The organism is Candidatus Spongiihabitans sp. (assembly GCF_965247905.1).
Taxonomy (GTDB): Bacteria; Pseudomonadota; Gammaproteobacteria; order Arenicellales; family Poriferihabitantaceae; genus Spongiihabitans.
Map to the genome: position 1 here is coordinate 2,805,250 of NZ_OZ252047.1, position 18,167 is coordinate 2,823,416.

An 18,167-nucleotide genomic window follows, 5' to 3' on the forward strand; every position below is an offset into this window, starting at 1 on the left:
CTAAAAAAAGAATGAATCGCATATCGTTTCATTCCGATAAAAAAAATTGGTCGTTGCCTCATGCCACCGCCGGCATGTCACTGCTAATGATGTCAGCATGCATGCCACACATGCCGCCGGCAAAGTCAGGCACTGCGGTATAGTTTGGTCAGTACAAATTCCCGATGCCCCAGGGCTTCGGCTGCGGTCAGGCGTCCATTGCAAGTGCGGATTACCATGTCCAGTAGCGCATCGCCGGCTTCGTCCATGGACATTTCGCGCCGCAGGATTGCCGACACATCCACATCAACATGCTCGCCCATGGTGCGGATGGTGCGCGGATTGGCGGTGATTTTGATTACCGGCTCGATGGGATTGCCGATGATGTTTCCCTGTCCGGTGGGGAAGCAATGCACGACAAACCCGGCGGCGGCTTTGAGGGTCACGCATTCGGCGGCGGCCGAGGAGGTGTCCATAAAATATAACCCGGCGCCTTTGGCCGGGGTCTCGGCCGGTTTCAGCACATCGATGTAACGCGCTTTTTTGCCGATTTTCTGCAGGTTGCCGAGGGCTTTCTCCTCGATGGTGGTCAGGCCGCCGGCGATGTTGCCCTTGGTCGGCTGGCTGTCGGACAGGTCACTGGTCTTGTGCGGCTCAATGACTTCATCCATGTAGGCTTTCCATGTGGCATACCATTTGTCGCCGACCTCTTTGGTCGCGCCCCGGGTGCGACAGATGTGCTCGGCACCGGTGATTTCCGAGGTCTCGCTGAAGCAGTTGGTCAAACCCATGGCATCGGTTTTGTCGACGAAATCGCCCACCGCGGGATTGGCGGCGATGCCGGAAGTGGTGTCGGATTCGCCGCATTTATGCGACACCCAGATGTCGGCCAACGAACATTCCTCGCGCTGGTGTTCCGAAGTGATGTGCACATATTCTTTCGCCACGCGGCTGGCTTCGGCGATGGTGTTGATGTCGCCGTGGCGTTCGATGGAAAAACCGCTGACTGGTTTGCCGGTTTTGGCGATGCCGTCGACGATTACTTGCGTCCACTCCGGCTCGATGCCGATGACCACCACCGCCGCCACATTGGGATTGGCACCGGTGCCGATCAGGGTACGAAAATGCAGTTCGAGATCTTCGCCGAATTGCAACCGGCCGTAGGAATGGGGAATCGCCAGCGTGCCTTGAATGTTGTTGGCGACCGCTTCGCAGGCGGCGTTGGACAGATCGTCCAGCGGCAGGATGAGCACATGATTGCGTATCCCGATGCGGCCATTTTCACGCTGGAAGCCGAGGATGTTCGGTGTTTTCATAATCGGAGTTGCGCCCGGGCTGGTGGCCAGACTGATGAAATTACCACTTCTTGGTTTTGGTGTTGTGAACATGCAGGTGGCTGCCGGCCGGGATGGCGGCAATTGCCCGGCCAATAACTTCGCCATACTTCAGCACATCGGCGCCCTCGGCGATGTCCCGCAGGGCGACCTTGTGACCGAGGGGAATGGGGTCCAGGGTTTTAACCTCAATGGTGCGGTCGGCTTCCATAGACCAGCCGCACAGCACCTGCCCGGTTTCCACGCCTTCCACCACCACCACCCCGGCATCATCGCGGTCGTCGTGGACCAGAAAATCCGGCGGGGTTGTCTTGCTCTTGTCTGGGCTCATATTCTTGCTTCGGTGTGTCTTGGGCAACCAATGGATAAAAATCCAACAAACTAACAGCACCCACCGCCAATGTAAAGCGCGGAATATAGCCACAACATATCGCACTCCGGTTGGTTAATGATTAGGGGATGAGTCCGGCTATGCTGGACTTTTTTCTCGTTTACCATTGGTATCTCAACTCGCCTTTGTCCTCTCAATTCACCATTGTCCCCCCAACCCGTCATTGCCCGGCTTGTTCCGGGCAATCCAGTTAAATATCTGTCACGCGCAGCGTGACACCTTTTTCTCGTTTACTTTTGGCGTCTCAACACGCCTTTGTCCTCTCGATTCACCATTGCCCCCCAACCCGTCATTGCCCGGCTTGTTCCGGGCAATCCAGTTAAATATCTGTCACGCGCAGCGTGACTCCTTATTCTCGTTTACTTTTGGCATCTCAACACGCCTTTGTCCTCTCAATTCACCATTGCCCCCCAACCCGTCATTGCCCGGCTTGTTCCGGGCAATCCAGTGGAATATGTCGTCCGGCGTAGCCGGACTCCTTTTATCGCGGCTTCGCCGCGGCAACACTGTTTTAGTGTCACGCTTTGCGTGACGTCACTAATAGTCTGGCAAAGCCGAACAACACGCTTTTATTCTCGTCACACGAAGCGTGACTCCTTCAAAAACCAATCACTCCATCGCCAAATCGGCGGCGATGGCAAAGCCGATACCTTCAACGCTTTCATCGGCGATTTTCAGCGTCATAATGCCGACCAAATTGCCTTCGCCATCGAACAATCCACCGCCCGATGAGCCGGGCGATATGGCCGCGTTGGTCTGAATAAACCGCGTGCCACTCACTTCGCGCAACTGCGAAACCAGTCCGTCCGATAACGACAAATCCAACCCTTGCGGCGCGCCCAAACCATACACCATCTCGCCGACTTTGAGCGTGTCATAGCGCCGCACCGTGGCCGGAACGCCCCATAAACCGGCAACATCCAGCAAGCAAAAATCATCTTCGGCATTGGCACGGCGGATGGTGGCGGCAAAAGGCGTATCGGTGTCAGCGCGGCGGTCGTCGGATTTATACACGATGATTTCGCCCCCATCATCCACGACATGACAATTGGTCGCCACCACATTCGGGCGGATAATCACGCCGCTTCCCTGTCCGTCTTCGGTGGTAACGATGACCACCGAACGCCATGCGTTCTCAAATACTTTCTCGGCGATGCTCACGCCGCCGGGTGGTTTTGCCAATGCAATATTTTCGCTGATGGATGGCACGGAAGCGGTCTCCGCTTCGAGATTTTCAATCGCTTCCATGCGCCGCGCCGCTTCTTTGTTTGCGGCACGAGTTTCGCTACTGGATAAATAATCGTTCCAATCCGTTTTGCGTAAATTATTCGCTGCCCTCTCATCACCATTTACTTTGGCGATGGACCACCAGATATATGCCTCGCGTTTATCCATAATCACGCCATCACCACTCCAGTATGCATAGCCCAAATTATTTTGCGCATCCGCATCCCCTTGTTCTGCCGCTTTGCGATACCAACGCACCGCTTCGCGCTTGTTCTCATCAATACCTTCGCCATTCCAGTATGCACCCAAATTATTTTGCGCATCCGCCTGCCCTTGCTCCGCCGCCTTGAGATACCAACGCACCGCCTCGCGCTTGTCTTTATCGACTCCTTTGCCTTCCTCGTATGCAACCCCCAAATTAAATTGCGCATTCGCATTCCCCTGCTCGGCCGCCTTGCGATACCAACGCACCGCTTCGCGCTTGTTCTCATCAATACCTTCGCCATGCCAGTATGCATAGCCCAAATTATTTTGCGCATCCGCATCCCCTTGTTCTGCCGCCTTGCGATACCAACGCACCGCTTCGCGCTTGTTCTCATCAATACCTTCGCCATCCCAGTATGCATTGCCCAAATTAGTTTGCGCAGTCGCATTCCCCTGCTCGGCTGCCTTGCGATACCAACGCACCGCTTCGCGCTTGTTCTCATCAATACCTTCGCCATGCCGGTATGCATTGCCCAACCTAACTTGCGCATTCGCATACCCCTGCTCCGCCGCCTTGAGATACCAACGCACCGCCTCGCGCTGGTCTTTATCGACTCCTTTGCCAAAACCGTATGCAATGCCCAAATTATATTGCGCAGTCGCATGCCCTTGCTCGGCTGCCTTGCGATACCAACGCATCGCCTCGCGCTGGTCTTTATCGACTCCTTCGCCTTTCCTGTATGCATAGCCCAAATTAAATTGCGCATCCACATGTTCTTGCTCGGCTGCCTTGCGATACCAACGCACCGCTTCGCGCTTGTTCTCATCAATACCTTCGCCATCCCAGTATGCAATGCCCAAATTATTTTGCGCAGTCGCATGCCCTTGCTCGGCCGCCTTGCGATACCAACGCGCCGCCTCGCGCTTGTTCTCATCAATACCTTCGCCATGCCAGTATGCATAGCCCAACCTAACTTGCGCATTCGCATACCCCTGCTCGGCCGCCTTGCGATACCAACGCACCGCTTCGCGCTTGTTCTCATCAATACCTTCGCCATGCCGGTATGCATTGCCCAACCTAACTTGCGCATTCGCATACCCCTGCTCCGCCGCCTTGCGATACCAACGCACCGCCTCGCGCTGGTCTTTATCGACTCCTGTGCCATACCAGTATGCACCGCCCAAATTATTTTGCGCATTCGCATTCCCCTGCTCGGCCGCCTTGCGATACCAACGCACCGCCTCGCGCTGGTCTTTATCGACTCCTTTGCCATTCAAGTATGCAATGCCCAAATTATATTGCGCAGTCGCATGCCCTTGCTCGGCCGCCTTGCGAAACCAACGTACCGCCTCGTGTTTGTCTTTATCGACTCCTGTGCCATACCAGTATGCACCGCCCAAATTATTTTGCGCATTCGCATTCCCCTGCTCGGCCGCCTTGCGATACCAACGCACCGCCTCGCGCTGGTCTTTATCGACTCCTTTGCCAAAATCGTATGCATTGCCCAAATTAAATTGCGCAGTCGCATCTCCTTGCTCGGCTTGTATGTGCAACCTTGCAATTCTTTCACTTTCCGTTTCTGCAATGGCGGTGTTACTTACCACCATCGCGAAAACGACTGCACTAAAAATGCGTAATATTCTTTTCATAATTTTCATTTAATCATTTTGCGATAACAGGTTGAGTCATTTCCAGAGTTCTTGATTTTCCTGTTTCACCATGTTAAATGACTTAAAATGCTGGACGTACCTTAAATGGTTCAATATCTGAATTATTATCACCAAGTATTTTGTGGATACCACTACGGGTTATATCTGATTTTGCCCCAACAATTATTTCCTTCAATTCGAATTCTTTGGAAAAACTGGAAAAGTATAAACCATTAATTTCAATTTTTTTAGGTACAAAAACCCGGTATTCTTTTTCATATTTCCAGTGTAAATGTTTTGTTGATATTACTTTTTTCATGAACTCTCTGTTAAGTTCTTCATTTGTTGTTGGAGAGTCAAGTCTTTCTTTTACATAGGATACTTTCATTAATCCGTTGTCCGAAAAATCAAAACCCAGACACAATCCTTTGTGGTTGTCAGCGTAATGCGTCCATTGGGCAGGTTTAACCCACTTTTTACTAAAACATAGCAATCCGTATTTTGTTGAAAAATCGCGTTTGAGTGCGTTAAATGCTTCACGCATATCTTTGTCCGCAATATCAACAGATAACAATTCAAATGGATCATTTAGTTCCATAATTTCTGAAACTTTCAAGCGTTGGTCACACAAAGCCTTGAGACCATAATGTTCGTTTAAAAAATGATACAGTCGCATTGTATTTCCTCATGAAATTATAAAAAACAACTAATCATTGTATCATTTTAACCTAAGTATTTTTCATAATTTTTTTTGCTTGAAGTTTCCGTGTCACTCGTTCGCACATCCAAAAAGTTTATCAAGAAACCCAACAAACCAATCATGTTGCGCGCGGTCGTGTTGAGTCGCTAATGTGGTTTGCAATTCGCGGGTTTGCGCGCCGGGTGCGCCAAAAAATATTTCCTCGGCCCAGTCGGAGTTTTGCCAGCGGTGAAAAATTTCCGCGGTGACTTCGGGATGAAACTGCACCGCAAATGTGGTTTCCCCGCAACGAAATGCCTGGTTGGTGCAACCTTCACCACGCGCCAGCAAAGTCGCCGCGAGCGGCAAATCAAATTCATAAAAATGCGCTTGCGTAACATACATCGGTTGCGGCATCCAACGTTGTCCTTCGGCGGTCGGGGTGATGGGGTAATAACCAAACTCACATTTTCCGTGCGCCATCGGGGTTACTTTCGCGTCGAGGGCATGCGCGATGAGTTGCGCGCCGAGACAAATGCCGAGCATCGGAATCTTGCGCGCGTGGCAGTGACGAATCCATGCGATTTCATCATGCAAAAAAAGATACTTGTCCATTTCATCGACATCGTGCGTGCCGCCATAAATCACAGTTCCGGCGATGTCGTGGTCGGAGCGGTCAAGCGCATCGCCGTTCACCGGATAACGCCGCTCCAGTTCATATCCGCGTTTTTCCAAATGGGTGCTGACACGGTCATCCGGCGGGTTTTCGTGATGGTCGATCAGGACGATGCGACGTGCTCCTTTTTTTGGCGTGATTGGCGAGGTAGTGCTCGGCATGTTTTTTTCAGTTGTGCGTGGTTGTCTTCCAATCCGGCGAGTTGGTAATTGTATGCGTTGACCGCGTTCAAATCATGCGGTATGTGTTCGGCTACGCCGAACTTTTTTTCTCGTTTACTTTTGGCGTCTCAAAACGCCTTTGTCCTCTCGATTCACCATTGTCCCCCAGCCCGTCATCCTCGCCGAAGGCGGGGATCCAGTTATTAAACCGTTCGGCGAAGCCGCGATAAATATTGTCATGCGCAGCGTGACTCCTTTTTCTCGGTTACTTTTAGCGTCTCAAAAAAATCATTCCCGCCCGATTTACCGTTGTCTCCCCAACCTGTCATCCTCGCCGGCAGGCGGAAAAAATCGCCGGGAGCGCCATGAATCGACTGGGCGCGAGCGAAGCGAGCCCGAAGGGCGCGTATCAGGGATGATACGCGCAAATCCAGAGTGGCGTAGCCGCCGGGACGCGCTCATACATTAGCGGTAAGCAACAAGCATCATCGCCTTGCCGTCATTCTCGCATCGAACGACGCGGCTTCGTCGCAAATGAGTTCGGCTACGCCGAACGGTTTAATAACTGGATTGCCCGGCCAATAATAATATGGGCCGGGCAATGACGGGTTGGAGAGACAATGGTGAACCGAGAGGACAAAGGCGCGTTGAGACGCCAATGGCACATTGAGAATAAAAAGTCCGGCTAACGCCCTTGATTCGTTGTTGGGCATGTAAGGGTGTATCTGTCCACTATCAAACCAAATGCGTAACGCGAATCTCGTTCGTCCACTTCTTCTGCAGGTATTCTGCGATCAGCCGCCGGTGGCAGTGATGCGGCTTGTCTTCGCTGCAAAGCAGACAGCCGCCATCCAATGTTTCTTCGCTAATGCGCTCTTCGATATGGCGTTGCGCCATGAGTTCAAGAAACTGCTCTTCATAAACCGCCCAGTCTCCTTTGTGTTTCTTATAGTCATCCAGCATTTTCTGTGTCGGCGCCAAGTCGGCGAGGTGAATATACTCCATTCCACCCAGACGCTTGAGAAAGTACGACAGGTCGTCTCTTTTGGCGAAACCTGCAAGTTGCGAGACATTGTTCAGCCGCACATCCAGCACCCTTCGAACTCCGGATTGCCGAAGTTTCTCGAAAAAATACTCTGCTTTTTTCTTGGTGAAGCCGATGGTGTATAAATTAATGTCGCGCATAGTTTTCATGCGTCAGATGTTTTTTTGATGTGTTTTCTTTGGTATAGGCAATTTTATTTCCCTGTAAATTATACGCGTCCTCTATGCACTGATATTCATCCCTGATTAAATCGGGTTCAATTTTCAATAAATCTATAAGTCGTTTTTCCGCCTCCGCGTTATTTTCCAAACGCCCATCCGCAAGAATATGTTTGATGGTGAATTCTCGCTGAAGTTGTCGCGTCACCAGAATCGTTCGATGGCAAGTGATTGGGTCCTTTTCGGCGCACATCAAGGCGATGGAGTATTTTTTCATACCTCGTTTCAGACGCGCCAACCCTTCTTGAAACAATGGTTCAGCGGCTAACTTTTTGAATTGGATTTTGCCGCCCACATAACAGTTGGATTTATCGCTTCGTGCGCCTAATTCCTTGCCAAGAAAAATGTAGGCGATACCATGATTTTTTATTTCGTCTGCGATTTTCTCGCGGTTATACTGCGGATTGTGTTTGCTGTATGGATGTGAGCGGACATCGCACACCGCGGTTACCCCGTGCTGCTTCAACAAACCAACGAAATAATCCGTGGTATGTGTGGAATGACCGATGGTGTATAACTCTGTAGGCATTTACGCTTCGCCTCCAATGATGCCGGCGACTAACTTGTAACAGTAGCCCTCAAATTCATCTGCAAGGCTTACGCATAAATATACATCATCCACCGCAACGGGATAGCGATGTGGCATTTCTTTACCCGCCTTGTGGTCAGTGTAACCTATGTCTTGATACTTCTTTTCGGCGTCTGGGTCAGTAACCCTTATACTATAATCGCATCCTTGATAGATAAATTCAGCGCGCACATCCGGACGCCCTCCGCCCTTATAACTTTCGTATTGAACGATAATGGTTAACGATGTTGGTTGTATCAACAACAAAGAATTTTCCAAGTTTCTTGTATCGGCAACCGGAACTCGATCATTGTTACCAGCGACAGTGGAGCTACCGTTTATCCAAAGCGTATCGGAAACATCGTCCAGCAATGCAGGTAAATCCCGCTGGTTAAGGGTGCCCGTTTTTTCCCACGAACCCGTCCCATCAATCAAATGATTCTCCTGTTGATGGTGTTTCGGTTTGGGTTCCTGCATGGGAATGGTCACCACATCCAAAAGTTGCAGGAGACTGCCATCGGGCAGTGTTTGCTCTTGCTGCGAAATTTCCTCGGTCTCCCGTTCGCTTACCGGACGAATCCACCCACCGCAGCCTTCGCTAACCACTTCTTTTCCTGCAACACAGTATCCTCCAGTTCTTCTCGAATTGGCTAAACAGACGATTGTTTTTGTGTATGACATAATTTAATTCCTTTTTCGTTAACGGGCAACGAGTATAACGCATCCCCAAACCGCATGACAACAAACAAACATTACCCCTTCAACTCCCATTCGGTTTTTATCATCGCCGCACATTTCTCGCCAATCATAATCGTCGGTGCGTTGGTGTTGCCTGATGTGATGCTGGGCATGATGGATGCATCGGCAATGCGCAGGCCCTGGATGCCGTGGACTTTGAGTTGATGATTGACCACCGACATGGGGTCGTTGGCGGCGCCCATTTTGCAGGTGCAGGCGGGATGGTAAATCGTGGTGGCGGTGTTGCGTGCGTGTTCCAATAATTGCTCGTCGGTTTGGATGTTGGCGCCGGGCGCGAACTCGGCGGCGACAAAGTCCTTCAACGCCGGCATCGCGGCGATCTGGCGCGACAGTTTCATACCCGCGACCGCGACCCGGCAGTCGAGTTCGGTCGACAGATAGTTGGGCTGCAACGCCGGATGTTGCGTCGGGTCGGGCGCGATGATTTGCACATGCCCGCTGCTGGTCGGGCGCAGTTGGCATACCGACGAGGTGAACGCGGAAAACCGATGCGTGCCTTCGCCGGGGTCGTCCGAGCTCAGCGGCTGGAAGTGGAACTGAATGTCCGGCCTGCCACCGCGCGCACTGTCATCCGCGCCGCCGGAGCGCGTGAAGATTACCACTTGGCTGGCGGCCATGGCCATCGGCCCGCTACGGCGCAACAGATATTCCAGTCCCATCCGCAGCTTGCCGAGCGGGCTGTTGATTTCGTCATTAAGTGTGGCCTGTCGGCATTTGTAGATTGCCCTGATTTGCAGATGATCCTGCAGGTTCGCGCCCACGCCGGGCAAGTCCGCGACCACGGGAATTTCAAATCGCTGGCACAGACCGCCGGCGCCGATGCCGGACAGTTGCAAAATTTGCGGCGAGCCGATGGCACCGGCGCATAACACCGTCTCGCAATTCGCGCGCGCGGTGTTGATTTGTCCCTGGTGAAAATATTCAACCGCGACTACGCGACCGTTTTTTGTCAGCAGACGCGAGACATGCGCGCCGATTTTCACGGTCAGGTTCGGACGCTTTTGCGCCGGGCGCAGATAACCCACTGCGGTGCTGCAACGCCTGCCGCGATGGGCGGTCAGTTGAAAGAAACCAACGCCTTCCTGCGCGGCGCCGTTGATGTCGTCGTTGCGCGGGATGCCGGCCTGCTCGGCGGCGGCGATGAATGCGTCGGTGATGCCGCGGCGCATATCAATGTCGGATACTTTTTGCGGTCCGCCGACGCCATGAAACGCATCCGCGCCGCGCTCCTGATCTTCGGACTTTTTGAAAAAGGGCAACACATCAGCAAACGACCAGCCCGGATTTTGCGCCGCCCATTCATCATAATCCTCGGCTTGCCCGCGCACATACAGCAAGCCGTTCAGCGAACTGGAGCCACCCAGCACTTTGCCGCGTGGCCATTTGATTTGCCGTCCGTTTAAGCCGCGTTCGGGCTCGGTCACATAGCACCAATCAAACCGCGGATTGTGCATGGTCTTGAAATACCCCACCGGGATGTGAATCCACGGGCTGCTATCGCGGCATCCGGCTTCCAGCAGCAACACGCGCTGCTCGGGTATTTCACTCAATCGATTTGCCAGCACGCATCCAGCCGAACCGGCCCCAACCACGATAAAATCAAATTGATCGCCGGTTTGGTCCATTGGTTTTCACAAGGCCACGGCGCTATGCCGCTCTTTGCGTTTTTTTAAGATGCACCAATAGCAGCGATATGGTAGCCGGCGTTACCCCCGGAATTCGGGCTGCTTGTCCAATTGTTTGCGGTCGGGTAGCGCTGAGTTTTTGTTGCGCTTCGGCGGACAGTCCGCGCGCATTGGCATAGTCGATATCGTCCGGAATCGCCAGGCTGTCGCTGTTCTTCTGGCGCAGAATTTCCGCCGCTTGGCGCGCGATGTAGCCGCTGTATCGGGCGTGGATTTCCAGTTGCCGAATGTTTTGTTGATCCTGCAACGGCGCATCCAACTGCGCCAACTCAACCAGATTCTGGTAACTCACTTCGGGTCGTCGCAGCAAGTCCATCAAGTTGGCTTCGCGCTGCAACGGCTTGCCCAGTATTTTTTCGATGGTGGCCGCATTCGCATCACACGGACGCACCCAGGTTTTCTCCAGCCGGGTTTTTTCCTTATTGATGTTGTCGCGTTTTTTGTTGAACGCTGCGATGCGTTTGTCGTCAACCAGCCCAAGTTGATGACCGATTTCGGTCAGGCGCAGGTCGGCGTTGTCCTCGCGCAGTTGCAACCGATATTCGGCGCGCGAGGTGAACATGCGATACGGCTCGGCGGCGCCGCGGGTGACCAGGTCGTCAATCATCACGCCGATGTAGGCTTCGTGGCGGGCCGGGCACCAGGCCTCGCGCTGCTTGATTTTCAATGCCGCATTCAAGCCGGCGATGAGCCCTTGCCCGGCCGCTTCCTCGTAGCCGGTGGTGCCGTTGATTTGCCCAGCGAAAAACAGCCCTTGGATACATTTGGTTTCCAATGAGTTTTTTAGTCCGCGCGGGTCAAAAAAATCATACTCAATGGCATAGCCCGGTCGGGTTATCTTGGCGTTTTCGAAGCCCTTGATGGAGCGCACGAAATCAATCTGCACATCAAACGGCAGGCTGGTGGAGATGCCGTTGGGATAGATTTCGGTGGTGTTCAGTCCCTCGGGCTCAATGAAGATTTGGTGGCTGTCGCGTTCGGCGAAGCGCACGATTTTATCTTCGATGGACGGACAGTAACGCGGGCCCACGCTTTCAATGCCACCGTTGTTTTTTGCGCCATAAAGCGGCGAACGATCCAAGGCATTGGTTATAATGTCGTGGGTATTGGCGTTGGTGTGCGTGATGTGGCACGACACCTGGCGCGGATGTTGAGCAACATCGCCAAGAAACGAAAATACCGGAACCGGATCGTCGCCAGGCTGTTCGTCCAGATAAGTATAGTCGATGGTTTTGCCATCAATGCGCGGCGGCGTTCCGGTTTTGAGCCGACCGACTTGAAGCGGCAGTTGCCGCAATCGCTCGGCCAGCGCCAACGACGGCGGGTCGCCGGCGCGCCCGCCTTGCGCGTTGTCCATGCCGACATGGATTTTGCCATTGAGGAAAGTGCCGGCGGTCAAGACCACGGCGGGCGATTTGATGTCGATGCCCAATTGCGTCCGCACGCCTTTGACTTGCGCGCCCGCCACGATCAAGTCATCCACCGATTGCTGCAACACGGTTAAGTTTTGCTGATGCTCCACGGCGCGGCGAACGGCCATTTTATACAGCGCCCGGTCGGCCTGCGCGCGCGTGGCTTGCACCGCCGCGCCCTTGCGCGAATTGAGGATGCGGAAGTGGATGCCGGCCTCGTCAATGGCGCGCGCCATGACGCCGCCCATGGCGTCAATTTCCTTGACGATATGGCCCTTGCCGATGCCGCCGATGGCCGGGTTGCAGGACATCTGCCCGATGGTTTCGATGTTATGGGTAATCAATAAAGTATTGCACTGCATCCGCGCCGCAGCCAGCGCGGCTTCCACGCCGGCGTGACCGCCACCGATGACAATGACTTCAAAAGGCTCGGGGTATTTCATTGTTGCTCATACCAATTTTTTGCAATTATACCAAAACAGCATTGCCAAATATTGACTTTTCCTGCGACACGAAAACGCTTGTTAGTGGGATAAAGCGCAAGCGATAAGCGCGATGATCGATTGGCGATAAAACTTAATCCGTACCCAACAAAACAAGTTTTATTTTATTTTTCAGGCGTGTTAGTGTCAATATCCAAGGTATGCCGTTTTTGCTTTACGGCCAGCAAAGCAACCTGTATTCGGCGGCTTTATAACTATTTCACGAGAGACACAAAATGACTGAAACAAAAATAATCAAATTGCTTTTGGAGCATGGGCGAAAAGAGTATGCGAAAGAAAGACAGGATGTCATAGCATATTCCAACGACGATGATTGTAATCGGCTGACGGATGATTTGGAGAATTACCCTCATGCTTTTGTCATCGGTTGTGTCATCGATCGTATGATGCGAACAGAGTTGGCGTGGGAGATTCCGTACAGACTGAAGGAGAGAATCGGCAGTTTCGAGTTTGAGGATCTTCATCAAATGGAAGAGCATGAATTATGTAAACACTTCAATCATCCGCACCCTCTTCATCGTTATCACGGGACAATGCCCAAATATGTGCATAGCGCAATCCAGATTATTGGGAAAAAATATGACGGCGATGCGTCAAAGATATGGTCTGACACACCATCCAGCGGGACGGTGGTGTATCGGTTTCTACAAATTCACGGCGTAGGTCCAAAAATTGCAACGATGGCAACCAACCTGCTTGTCAGAGATTTCAAGATCAAACTCAAGGATCATTATTCCATCGATGTATCAGCCGATACCCATGTCAAGAGGGTATTGCGCCGACTTGAGCTGACTGAAGAAAATGCATCTTCGGAACAAATAATATACCGGGCACGGGGACTGCATCCTGAATTCCCGGGGCTTTTGGATTATCCATGCTGGAGGATTGGCAAGGACTGGTGCACGCCTCGGAATCCGCTATGCGATCAGTGTTATATGCAAGAGGTCTGCCCAACGGCCGAGGAGATCAGGAAGAGATGAAAACCAATCCCTCGTGGGCAAAGCGTTTGCCATGGCGTGGTTGATCCGCAGGCATCAAAATCGCCAAATTTTTGCGTAATTCTGTCTTTGACTTAGTGTTTGACATTCACGATTTTCTCATTTAATATTCCTCGCGCTTTATCAGTCGGATCCGCTTCGTCGGGTCTCTCGTAAATAAAACACCGTTTCAATGGGTAACCCGACGGGGCTATCCGCGGGAATAGCGGGAAATTCAATTCCGGTTGATAAAGCAAAGACCCGGCATCCTGTCGGGAAATATCAATGCAGTATTACACGAGTACTTGCCAATGAAATACATAGCATACGTAGTATCTGTCCTTGCTCTTTTGCTTTCAGGTTGTGTATCTACTACGCCTTGGTACAAAGAACCTGCAATCGTTGATATCAGCGACTCAAAAGTCGTGGTGCAGCGGGAACATTCCAACATTCCCGGAAACATGTTTGCGAGCAAGAATACGGCAACTATCCGCGATATCAAGCGAGTGGCAGAATCTGGATGCGCCAACTATGATGAAAAAAAAGCACGGCTCTTGAGCGAGAGTTGCGGTAGAACTATCTACGATCAATTAGCCGGCCATGTTTGTGTAGCCACAAACTACTTGTTTGCCTGCAGGGACGAATAAGAAGTGGATATTCATTAACAATAAGTATTGGTTCAGGAAAAGTATGTCGTGTTTCGCCGCAAACGCTATTGAAAATAATAGTCGTATTTGCGGTGGATTTCATCCATGAGATTCGAGGCTTGGCCATACGACAGTCCGCTGTTTTCCGGAATCACGATGCTGACATAAAACGCTTCGCCGAATTTTTCTTTCAGCGTTTGCAACATCTGGTGCATTTGCTGCTCCTCGACGCTTTTCCGTTGCGGCTGGCCCGGCTGTTTTATTTTATATTGCACGCCGGCTGCGGATTTTTGTATCCATACTTTCGCAACCTGCTTCCCCGCAGCGCTTCTTGCCGGCCTGATCAAGTCGCGAAACTTGGCTTCCAGCGATTGGTATTCGTCCTGCAGCGAATTGAATTGCCGCACCGATGCCGCCGCTTGGGCTTGTAACGCCGCGTTCTGCGCCTGGCGCCGCTTAATCAACTCGGTAAGCGCTAATATTTCCTCGCTGGCGATGCTATATCTTTGTTCAACATTTTGGCTCAGGGTTGTCAATTCCGTCACTGCCTGAGCCAACGTTTCTTTTTGCGACTGGGTTTGTTGTAATTGAAATTCAGACTGTTGTCGTTGAGTCTCGGACTGCGCAAATGCAGACCGGGATTGCTGGAGATATAGTTGCACCTCGGCCAGTTGCGCCGAGACCGTGTCCAGTTGTTCACTCAGCGATTGCTTGTCGCCGGTCAGGTCGGCAATCCGCTCGCTGGATTCCAGTTGCAATGCTGAAAATTGCTGGCGCAAATTTTCTATTTGCAGGCTCAATGCCCGCTGACTGTCAACCAATGCGCTGATTTCCAACCGTGCGGATTCTTGCTGCTGTTCAAGCAGCGTGTCGGCTTGTTGTCGTTGAGTCTCGGACTGCGCAAGTGCAGACCGGGATTGCTGGAGATATAGTTGCACCTCGGCCAGTTGCGCCGAGACCGTGTCCAGTTGTTCACTCAGCGATTGCTTGTCGCCGGTCAGGTCGGCAATCCGCTCGCTGGATTCCAGTTGCAGCGCCGAAAATTGCTGGCGCAAATTTTCGATTTGCAGGCTCAATACACGCTGACTGTCAACCAATGCGCTGATTTCCAACCGCGCGGATTCCTGCTGCTGCTCAAGCAGCGTGTTGGCTTGTTGTAGTTGCTGCCGTTGACTGCTTACGGTTTCAAGATCGGCTTTTAATAATTGCTGGTCCAAAGATAATGCTGCAAGGCGTTCCGATTCCTCATTCAAATTAGCTTGCAAGGCATCTCTTTGACTGCTGGAAAGGTTCAGAGCGTGTTCGAGTTGTATCAAACGCTCCACTAAATCCCGGTTCGCCAGCGAGGTCGCTTCCTTTGCGGTAATGGTGGATAACAACTCCCGGTCAAGGTCGAAATTGCGTACCATAATAACCACTAACGCCATTAAGAAAATCATCACGATCACGGTCATAATGTCGGTAAAAGACGGCCATACGCTGTCATCACCGATGCCTCTGGCACCGTGACCTATTCGAAGATCGATAAAACCGTGAGTTTCTGACACTAGGCTACCTATCCGGGTTACTCGTCATCGGAGCGCAATCGAAAACCACGTTGCAGGATGGTTACCACTTCTTTCATGCTCTCAGAATTTTGGTTGGCGGCCTGTTGTTGTCGTTCTGCAATTTCACGAATCAGCGCCATCAGCGCCTGGTTTTCGCTAGCGCGCTCATCCAGGTCCGGCGACACGCCCTTATCCGAATAATCCCTGACTACGGGGGCCTGGTTTAGTTGTAGATGCGGCATCAATGTCGCGGCGGTGACCTCCTCGATTTTGCTGATCAAAAAAGTCTGGGTATCGGTTAGTTTGATATAAAAATAACCGAAGAACAAGTAGGCGATAATCGCCGTCATTGTGGTTGAAAGCGCGGTTGACATGCCGTAGATCATGGTGCTCAGCCCGGACGCTTGCGCTGCTGCCCGACCGCCCAACAAACTGCCCGCCTGGCCGCCGCTTTGCAGAATATCAGACGCGCCCAGCAATGAAATGGAAAGCGAAATAATGGTGCCGAACACGCCGGTCAGGATTAAGACATTATGCACGAACTTCAGGAAACTGTTGCGGCTTGACTCCGCGGCGATCAAAGTCGCGGCCAGGGCGTTTTGATTGATATTGGCGCGGCGGCGATTCAGCGATTCAAGCGCCAGGAATCGTTCCGACACCATATATTCCTGGCGGATGCCGCGCAACGGTGGCTCGTTATTTTTGACATTATCCTTGAAACGATGGATGGCTTGCTCTTGGTTGCGATACTCGAAAAACCGCTTGATCAGTTCGACCAAGCCGCAGATAAACAGCAATGCTATGCCGCCATTGACCGCCCAGCCCACGGTATTTACCTGATTGGCAATATAGATCTGATAGATGATATGGCGTTGCCAGACAATCACCCCGGCAAGCAATGAAAATACTATTATCATTTGCAGAAGGATATTTCGAGTGTAGTTATGCGTTGGATTTTTTGTGGTCATTTTAATTCTTAAGGTAACGGACAGAAAACGAATCTATAATTACCCGCCAATATTATCAGTATCTTGTGAATTTATGTGGATTGGTTTGTATATGGATTAGTGTGCATGGCTGGCTTGACTGCGTTATTTGCCAATGCAAAATGATCTGAAAATCATGCCCAGCAAATCATCGCTGGTTACTTCTCCGGTAATTTCGCCCAATGCTTTTTGACAAGCGGCCAAGTCATCCGCCAGCAGCTCTCCCGCACGGTAGTTGGATTGCTGTTCCAATCCACTGTGCAAATAGTCTTCGGCGCGCTGCAATGCATCGACATGCCGCTCGCGCGCAAGAAACGGGCTATCGTCGGTCTGGCGAAAACCGGCAATTCGTTTTATCTTTTCTGTTAACGCCCGTAACCCTTCGCCGGTAAGTGCTGAGATGCAAATTTGATTTTCCGGGGTTTCATTTTCCGGGGTTTGATTTTTCGCGGCCGCATTTCCTGATGACGATGCCCTTCTTTGGGTTAAATCGATTTTGTTCCTGACCAGCAGCACTGGAACTGATTGGTGCGGTCCTCCGACTAGTGTTTCCAGTAATGCGGCGGCCTGAACATCATCGGTATTGGTGTCATCGACCACCAATATAATCAGATCAGCTTGTTGCTGGGCCTGCAACGCGCGGCGCACGCCCTCGGCCTCGATTTCATTGGTGGTTTCGCGGATGCCCGCGGTGTCTATAACTTCTATTGGCAGCCCGTCGATGTCGATGACTTGGTCGAGCACATCGCGCGTGGTGCCGGGGATGGCGCTGACAATCGCCCGGTCTTGCTGGGAAAGCGCATTCAGCAAACTGGATTTGCCGGCGTTAGGCAAGCCGGTTAAAACCACTTTGAGGCCATCGCGCAGCAGCCGGCCCTGTTTCACCAATTCCCTCAAAGACCGGAACAGCAAACTTAAATTTTCAAGTTGTTCCACCACTTTGCCGTCCGCCAAAAAATCAATCTCTTCGTCGGGGAAATCAAGCGCCGCCTCGACGAAAATCCTGAGCTGGATGACGGCATCCGCCAATTGATTGACTTTTTCGGAAAAACCGCCTTGCAATGACTGCATTGCGGAACGCGCCGCGGACTCGGTGCTGCTTTCGATTAAATCGGCAACCGCTTCGGCCTGAGTCAGGTCAAGGCGGCCATTTAAAAATGCGCGCTCGCTGAACTCGCCCGGCCGCGCCAGCCGCGCGCCGAGCTCAACGCAACGCCGCACCAGCATTCGCATCACCACTGGGCTGCCGTGGCCGTGCAATTCCAGGGCGTGTTCGCCGGTGTAACTGCGCGGCGCCGCAAAGTAAAGCGCGATACCGCGGTCAATCGCGATGCCGTCGCGGTCGCGAAAATCGCACAGCGCGGCGTGGCGCGGTGGCGGCAAGGCGCCGGTCAATGCTGCGCACAACATCGGCACGCCGCGGCCCGACAGCCGCACGATGCTTATCCCGCCTTTGCCCGGTGGCGTCGCGACAGCAACGATAGTATCGGCAACGATAGTATCGGCGTTGGGCAATACC

Annotated in this window: 18 protein-coding genes; 4 read left to right on the forward strand and 14 right to left on the reverse strand. The window is 52.2% G+C overall.

Annotated features, from left to right (window positions below; all coding sequences use genetic code 11):
* Positions 1 to 125: 125 nt before the first annotated feature.
* Together ACP158_RS14330 and ACP158_RS14335 are read right to left on the reverse strand one after the other, a co-directional pair.
* The gene (locus ACP158_RS14330; protein WP_424946783.1) at positions 126 to 1,295 is read right to left on the reverse strand and encodes a UxaA family hydrolase; all 1,170 of its coding nucleotides are present in this window, start codon (positions 1,293 to 1,295) and stop codon (positions 126 to 128) included.
* Between the two features lie 40 nt (positions 1,296 to 1,335).
* A complete protein-coding gene (locus ACP158_RS14335; RefSeq protein ID WP_424946784.1) occupies positions 1,336 to 1,644 on the reverse strand; it encodes a UxaA family hydrolase in 309 nt (102 codons plus the stop codon).
* A gap of 223 nt (positions 1,645 to 1,867) precedes the next feature.
* On the opposite strand from ACP158_RS14335, the gene ACP158_RS14340 reads away from it, so the two are divergent.
* The gene (locus ACP158_RS14340) at positions 1,868 to 2,236 is read left to right on the forward strand and encodes a hypothetical protein (protein ID WP_424946785.1); all 369 of its coding nucleotides are present in this window, start codon (positions 1,868 to 1,870) and stop codon (positions 2,234 to 2,236) included.
* 77 nt (positions 2,237 to 2,313) lie between these two features.
* Here ACP158_RS14340 and ACP158_RS14345 read toward each other — a convergent pair whose 3' ends face one another.
* The 3 genes from ACP158_RS14345 to ACP158_RS14355 form a co-directional block, all read right to left on the reverse strand.
* Positions 2,314 to 4,794, reverse strand: coding sequence for a trypsin-like peptidase domain-containing protein (locus ACP158_RS14345; RefSeq protein WP_424946786.1), 2,481 nt, complete (start codon positions 4,792 to 4,794; stop codon positions 2,314 to 2,316).
* A 73-nt stretch (positions 4,795 to 4,867) separates the two neighbouring features.
* Positions 4,868 to 5,461 (reverse strand): DUF2971 domain-containing protein, encoded by a 594-nt coding sequence (locus tag ACP158_RS14350; RefSeq protein ID WP_424946787.1) that lies wholly within the window; start codon positions 5,459 to 5,461, stop codon positions 4,868 to 4,870.
* Positions 5,462 to 5,554: 93 nt separating this feature from the next.
* Positions 5,555 to 6,301, reverse strand: a complete 747-nt coding sequence (locus tag ACP158_RS14355; RefSeq protein WP_424946788.1) for a glutamine amidotransferase-related protein — start codon at positions 6,299 to 6,301, stop codon at positions 5,555 to 5,557.
* 139 nt (positions 6,302 to 6,440) lie between these two features.
* On the opposite strand from ACP158_RS14355, the gene ACP158_RS14360 reads away from it, so the two are divergent.
* On the forward strand, positions 6,441 to 6,770 hold the full coding sequence (locus ACP158_RS14360; protein ID WP_424946789.1) for a hypothetical protein: 330 nt from the start codon (positions 6,441 to 6,443) through the stop codon (positions 6,768 to 6,770).
* Positions 6,771 to 6,786: 16 nt separating this feature from the next.
* Here ACP158_RS14360 and ACP158_RS14365 read toward each other — a convergent pair whose 3' ends face one another.
* From ACP158_RS14365 to mnmG, 6 genes are all read right to left on the reverse strand, one after another.
* Entirely contained in the window at positions 6,787 to 7,014 is a 228-nt protein-coding gene (locus ACP158_RS14365) for a hypothetical protein (protein ID WP_424946790.1), read from the reverse strand.
* Positions 7,015 to 7,036: 22 nt separating this feature from the next.
* Positions 7,037 to 7,486, reverse strand: coding sequence for a DUF488 family protein (locus ACP158_RS14370; protein WP_424946791.1), 450 nt, complete (start codon positions 7,484 to 7,486; stop codon positions 7,037 to 7,039).
* A complete protein-coding gene (locus ACP158_RS14375) occupies positions 7,473 to 8,093 on the reverse strand; it encodes a DUF488 family protein (protein WP_424946792.1) in 621 nt (206 codons plus the stop codon). The genes ACP158_RS14370 and ACP158_RS14375 overlap by 14 nt, the downstream gene beginning before the upstream one ends.
* Positions 8,094 to 8,813 carry a dual OB domain-containing protein gene (locus ACP158_RS14380; RefSeq protein ID WP_424946793.1) on the reverse strand — a complete coding sequence of 240 codons (720 nt, stop codon included), beginning with the start codon at positions 8,811 to 8,813 and terminating at the stop codon, positions 8,094 to 8,096.
* 71 nt (positions 8,814 to 8,884) lie between these two features.
* Positions 8,885 to 10,516, reverse strand: coding sequence for a GMC family oxidoreductase (locus ACP158_RS14385; RefSeq protein WP_424946794.1), 1,632 nt, complete (start codon positions 10,514 to 10,516; stop codon positions 8,885 to 8,887).
* Between the two features lie 22 nt (positions 10,517 to 10,538).
* Entirely contained in the window at positions 10,539 to 12,431 is a 1,893-nt protein-coding gene (gene mnmG / locus ACP158_RS14390; protein WP_424946795.1) for a tRNA uridine-5-carboxymethylaminomethyl(34) synthesis enzyme MnmG, read from the reverse strand.
* Between the two features lie 275 nt (positions 12,432 to 12,706).
* Here mnmG and ACP158_RS14395 point away from each other — a divergent pair, with 275 nt between their 5' ends.
* The gene (locus tag ACP158_RS14395) at positions 12,707 to 13,471 is read left to right on the forward strand and encodes an iron-sulfur cluster loop (RefSeq protein WP_424946796.1); all 765 of its coding nucleotides are present in this window, start codon (positions 12,707 to 12,709) and stop codon (positions 13,469 to 13,471) included.
* Between the two features lie 308 nt (positions 13,472 to 13,779).
* Positions 13,780 to 14,115 carry a hypothetical protein gene (locus ACP158_RS14400; protein ID WP_424946797.1) on the forward strand — a complete coding sequence of 112 codons (336 nt, stop codon included), beginning with the start codon at positions 13,780 to 13,782 and terminating at the stop codon, positions 14,113 to 14,115.
* Positions 14,116 to 14,180: 65 nt separating this feature from the next.
* On the opposite strand, the gene ACP158_RS14405 is transcribed toward ACP158_RS14400, so the two are convergent.
* The 3 genes from ACP158_RS14405 to mnmE all read right to left on the reverse strand — a co-directional run bounded on the left by ACP158_RS14405 (position 14,181) and on the right by mnmE (position 18,163).
* Positions 14,181 to 15,662: a hypothetical protein gene (locus tag ACP158_RS14405; protein WP_424946798.1), complete on the reverse strand. Its 1,482-nt coding sequence runs from the start codon at positions 15,660 to 15,662 to the stop codon at positions 14,181 to 14,183.
* Positions 15,663 to 15,679: 17 nt separating this feature from the next.
* Complete coding sequence (locus tag ACP158_RS14410; protein ID WP_424946799.1) at positions 15,680 to 16,579, reverse strand: hypothetical protein; 900 nt, start codon at positions 16,577 to 16,579, stop codon at positions 15,680 to 15,682.
* A 174-nt stretch (positions 16,580 to 16,753) separates the two neighbouring features.
* The gene (mnmE, locus tag ACP158_RS14415) at positions 16,754 to 18,163 is read right to left on the reverse strand and encodes a tRNA uridine-5-carboxymethylaminomethyl(34) synthesis GTPase MnmE (RefSeq protein WP_424946800.1); all 1,410 of its coding nucleotides are present in this window, start codon (positions 18,161 to 18,163) and stop codon (positions 16,754 to 16,756) included.
* Positions 18,164 to 18,167 lie beyond the last annotated feature (4 nt).

What these genes read in the sequence shown, in the direction of transcription:
- ACP158_RS14330 (WP_424946783.1), bottom strand. Translation starts at nt 1,295, where the DNA reads ATGAAAACACCGAACATCCTCGGCTTCCAGCGTGAAAATGGCCGCATC.
- ACP158_RS14335 (WP_424946784.1), bottom strand. Translation starts at nt 1,644, where the DNA reads ATGAGCCCAGACAAGAGCAAGACAACCCCGCCGGATTTTCTGGTCCAC.
- ACP158_RS14345 (WP_424946786.1), bottom strand. Translation starts at nt 4,794, where the DNA reads ATGAAAATTATGAAAAGAATATTACGCATTTTTAGTGCAGTCGTTTTC.
- ACP158_RS14350 (WP_424946787.1), bottom strand. Translation starts at nt 5,461, where the DNA reads ATGCGACTGTATCATTTTTTAAACGAACATTATGGTCTCAAGGCTTTG.
- ACP158_RS14355 (WP_424946788.1), bottom strand. Translation starts at nt 6,301, where the DNA reads ATGCCGAGCACTACCTCGCCAATCACGCCAAAAAAAGGAGCACGTCGC.
- ACP158_RS14365 (WP_424946790.1), bottom strand. Translation starts at nt 7,014, where the DNA reads ATGCCCAACAACGAATCAAGGGCGTTAGCCGGACTTTTTATTCTCAAT.
- ACP158_RS14370 (WP_424946791.1), bottom strand. Translation starts at nt 7,486, where the DNA reads ATGCGCGACATTAATTTATACACCATCGGCTTCACCAAGAAAAAAGCA.
- ACP158_RS14375 (WP_424946792.1), bottom strand. Translation starts at nt 8,093, where the DNA reads ATGCCTACAGAGTTATACACCATCGGTCATTCCACACATACCACGGAT.
- ACP158_RS14380 (WP_424946793.1), bottom strand. Translation starts at nt 8,813, where the DNA reads ATGTCATACACAAAAACAATCGTCTGTTTAGCCAATTCGAGAAGAACT.
- ACP158_RS14385 (WP_424946794.1), bottom strand. Translation starts at nt 10,516, where the DNA reads ATGGACCAAACCGGCGATCAATTTGATTTTATCGTGGTTGGGGCCGGT.
- mnmG (WP_424946795.1), bottom strand. Translation starts at nt 12,431, where the DNA reads ATGAAATACCCCGAGCCTTTTGAAGTCATTGTCATCGGTGGCGGTCAC.
- ACP158_RS14395 (WP_424946796.1), top strand. Translation starts at nt 12,707, where the DNA reads ATGACTGAAACAAAAATAATCAAATTGCTTTTGGAGCATGGGCGAAAA.
- ACP158_RS14400 (WP_424946797.1), top strand. Translation starts at nt 13,780, where the DNA reads ATGAAATACATAGCATACGTAGTATCTGTCCTTGCTCTTTTGCTTTCA.
- ACP158_RS14410 (WP_424946799.1), bottom strand. Translation starts at nt 16,579, where the DNA reads ATGATAATAGTATTTTCATTGCTTGCCGGGGTGATTGTCTGGCAACGC.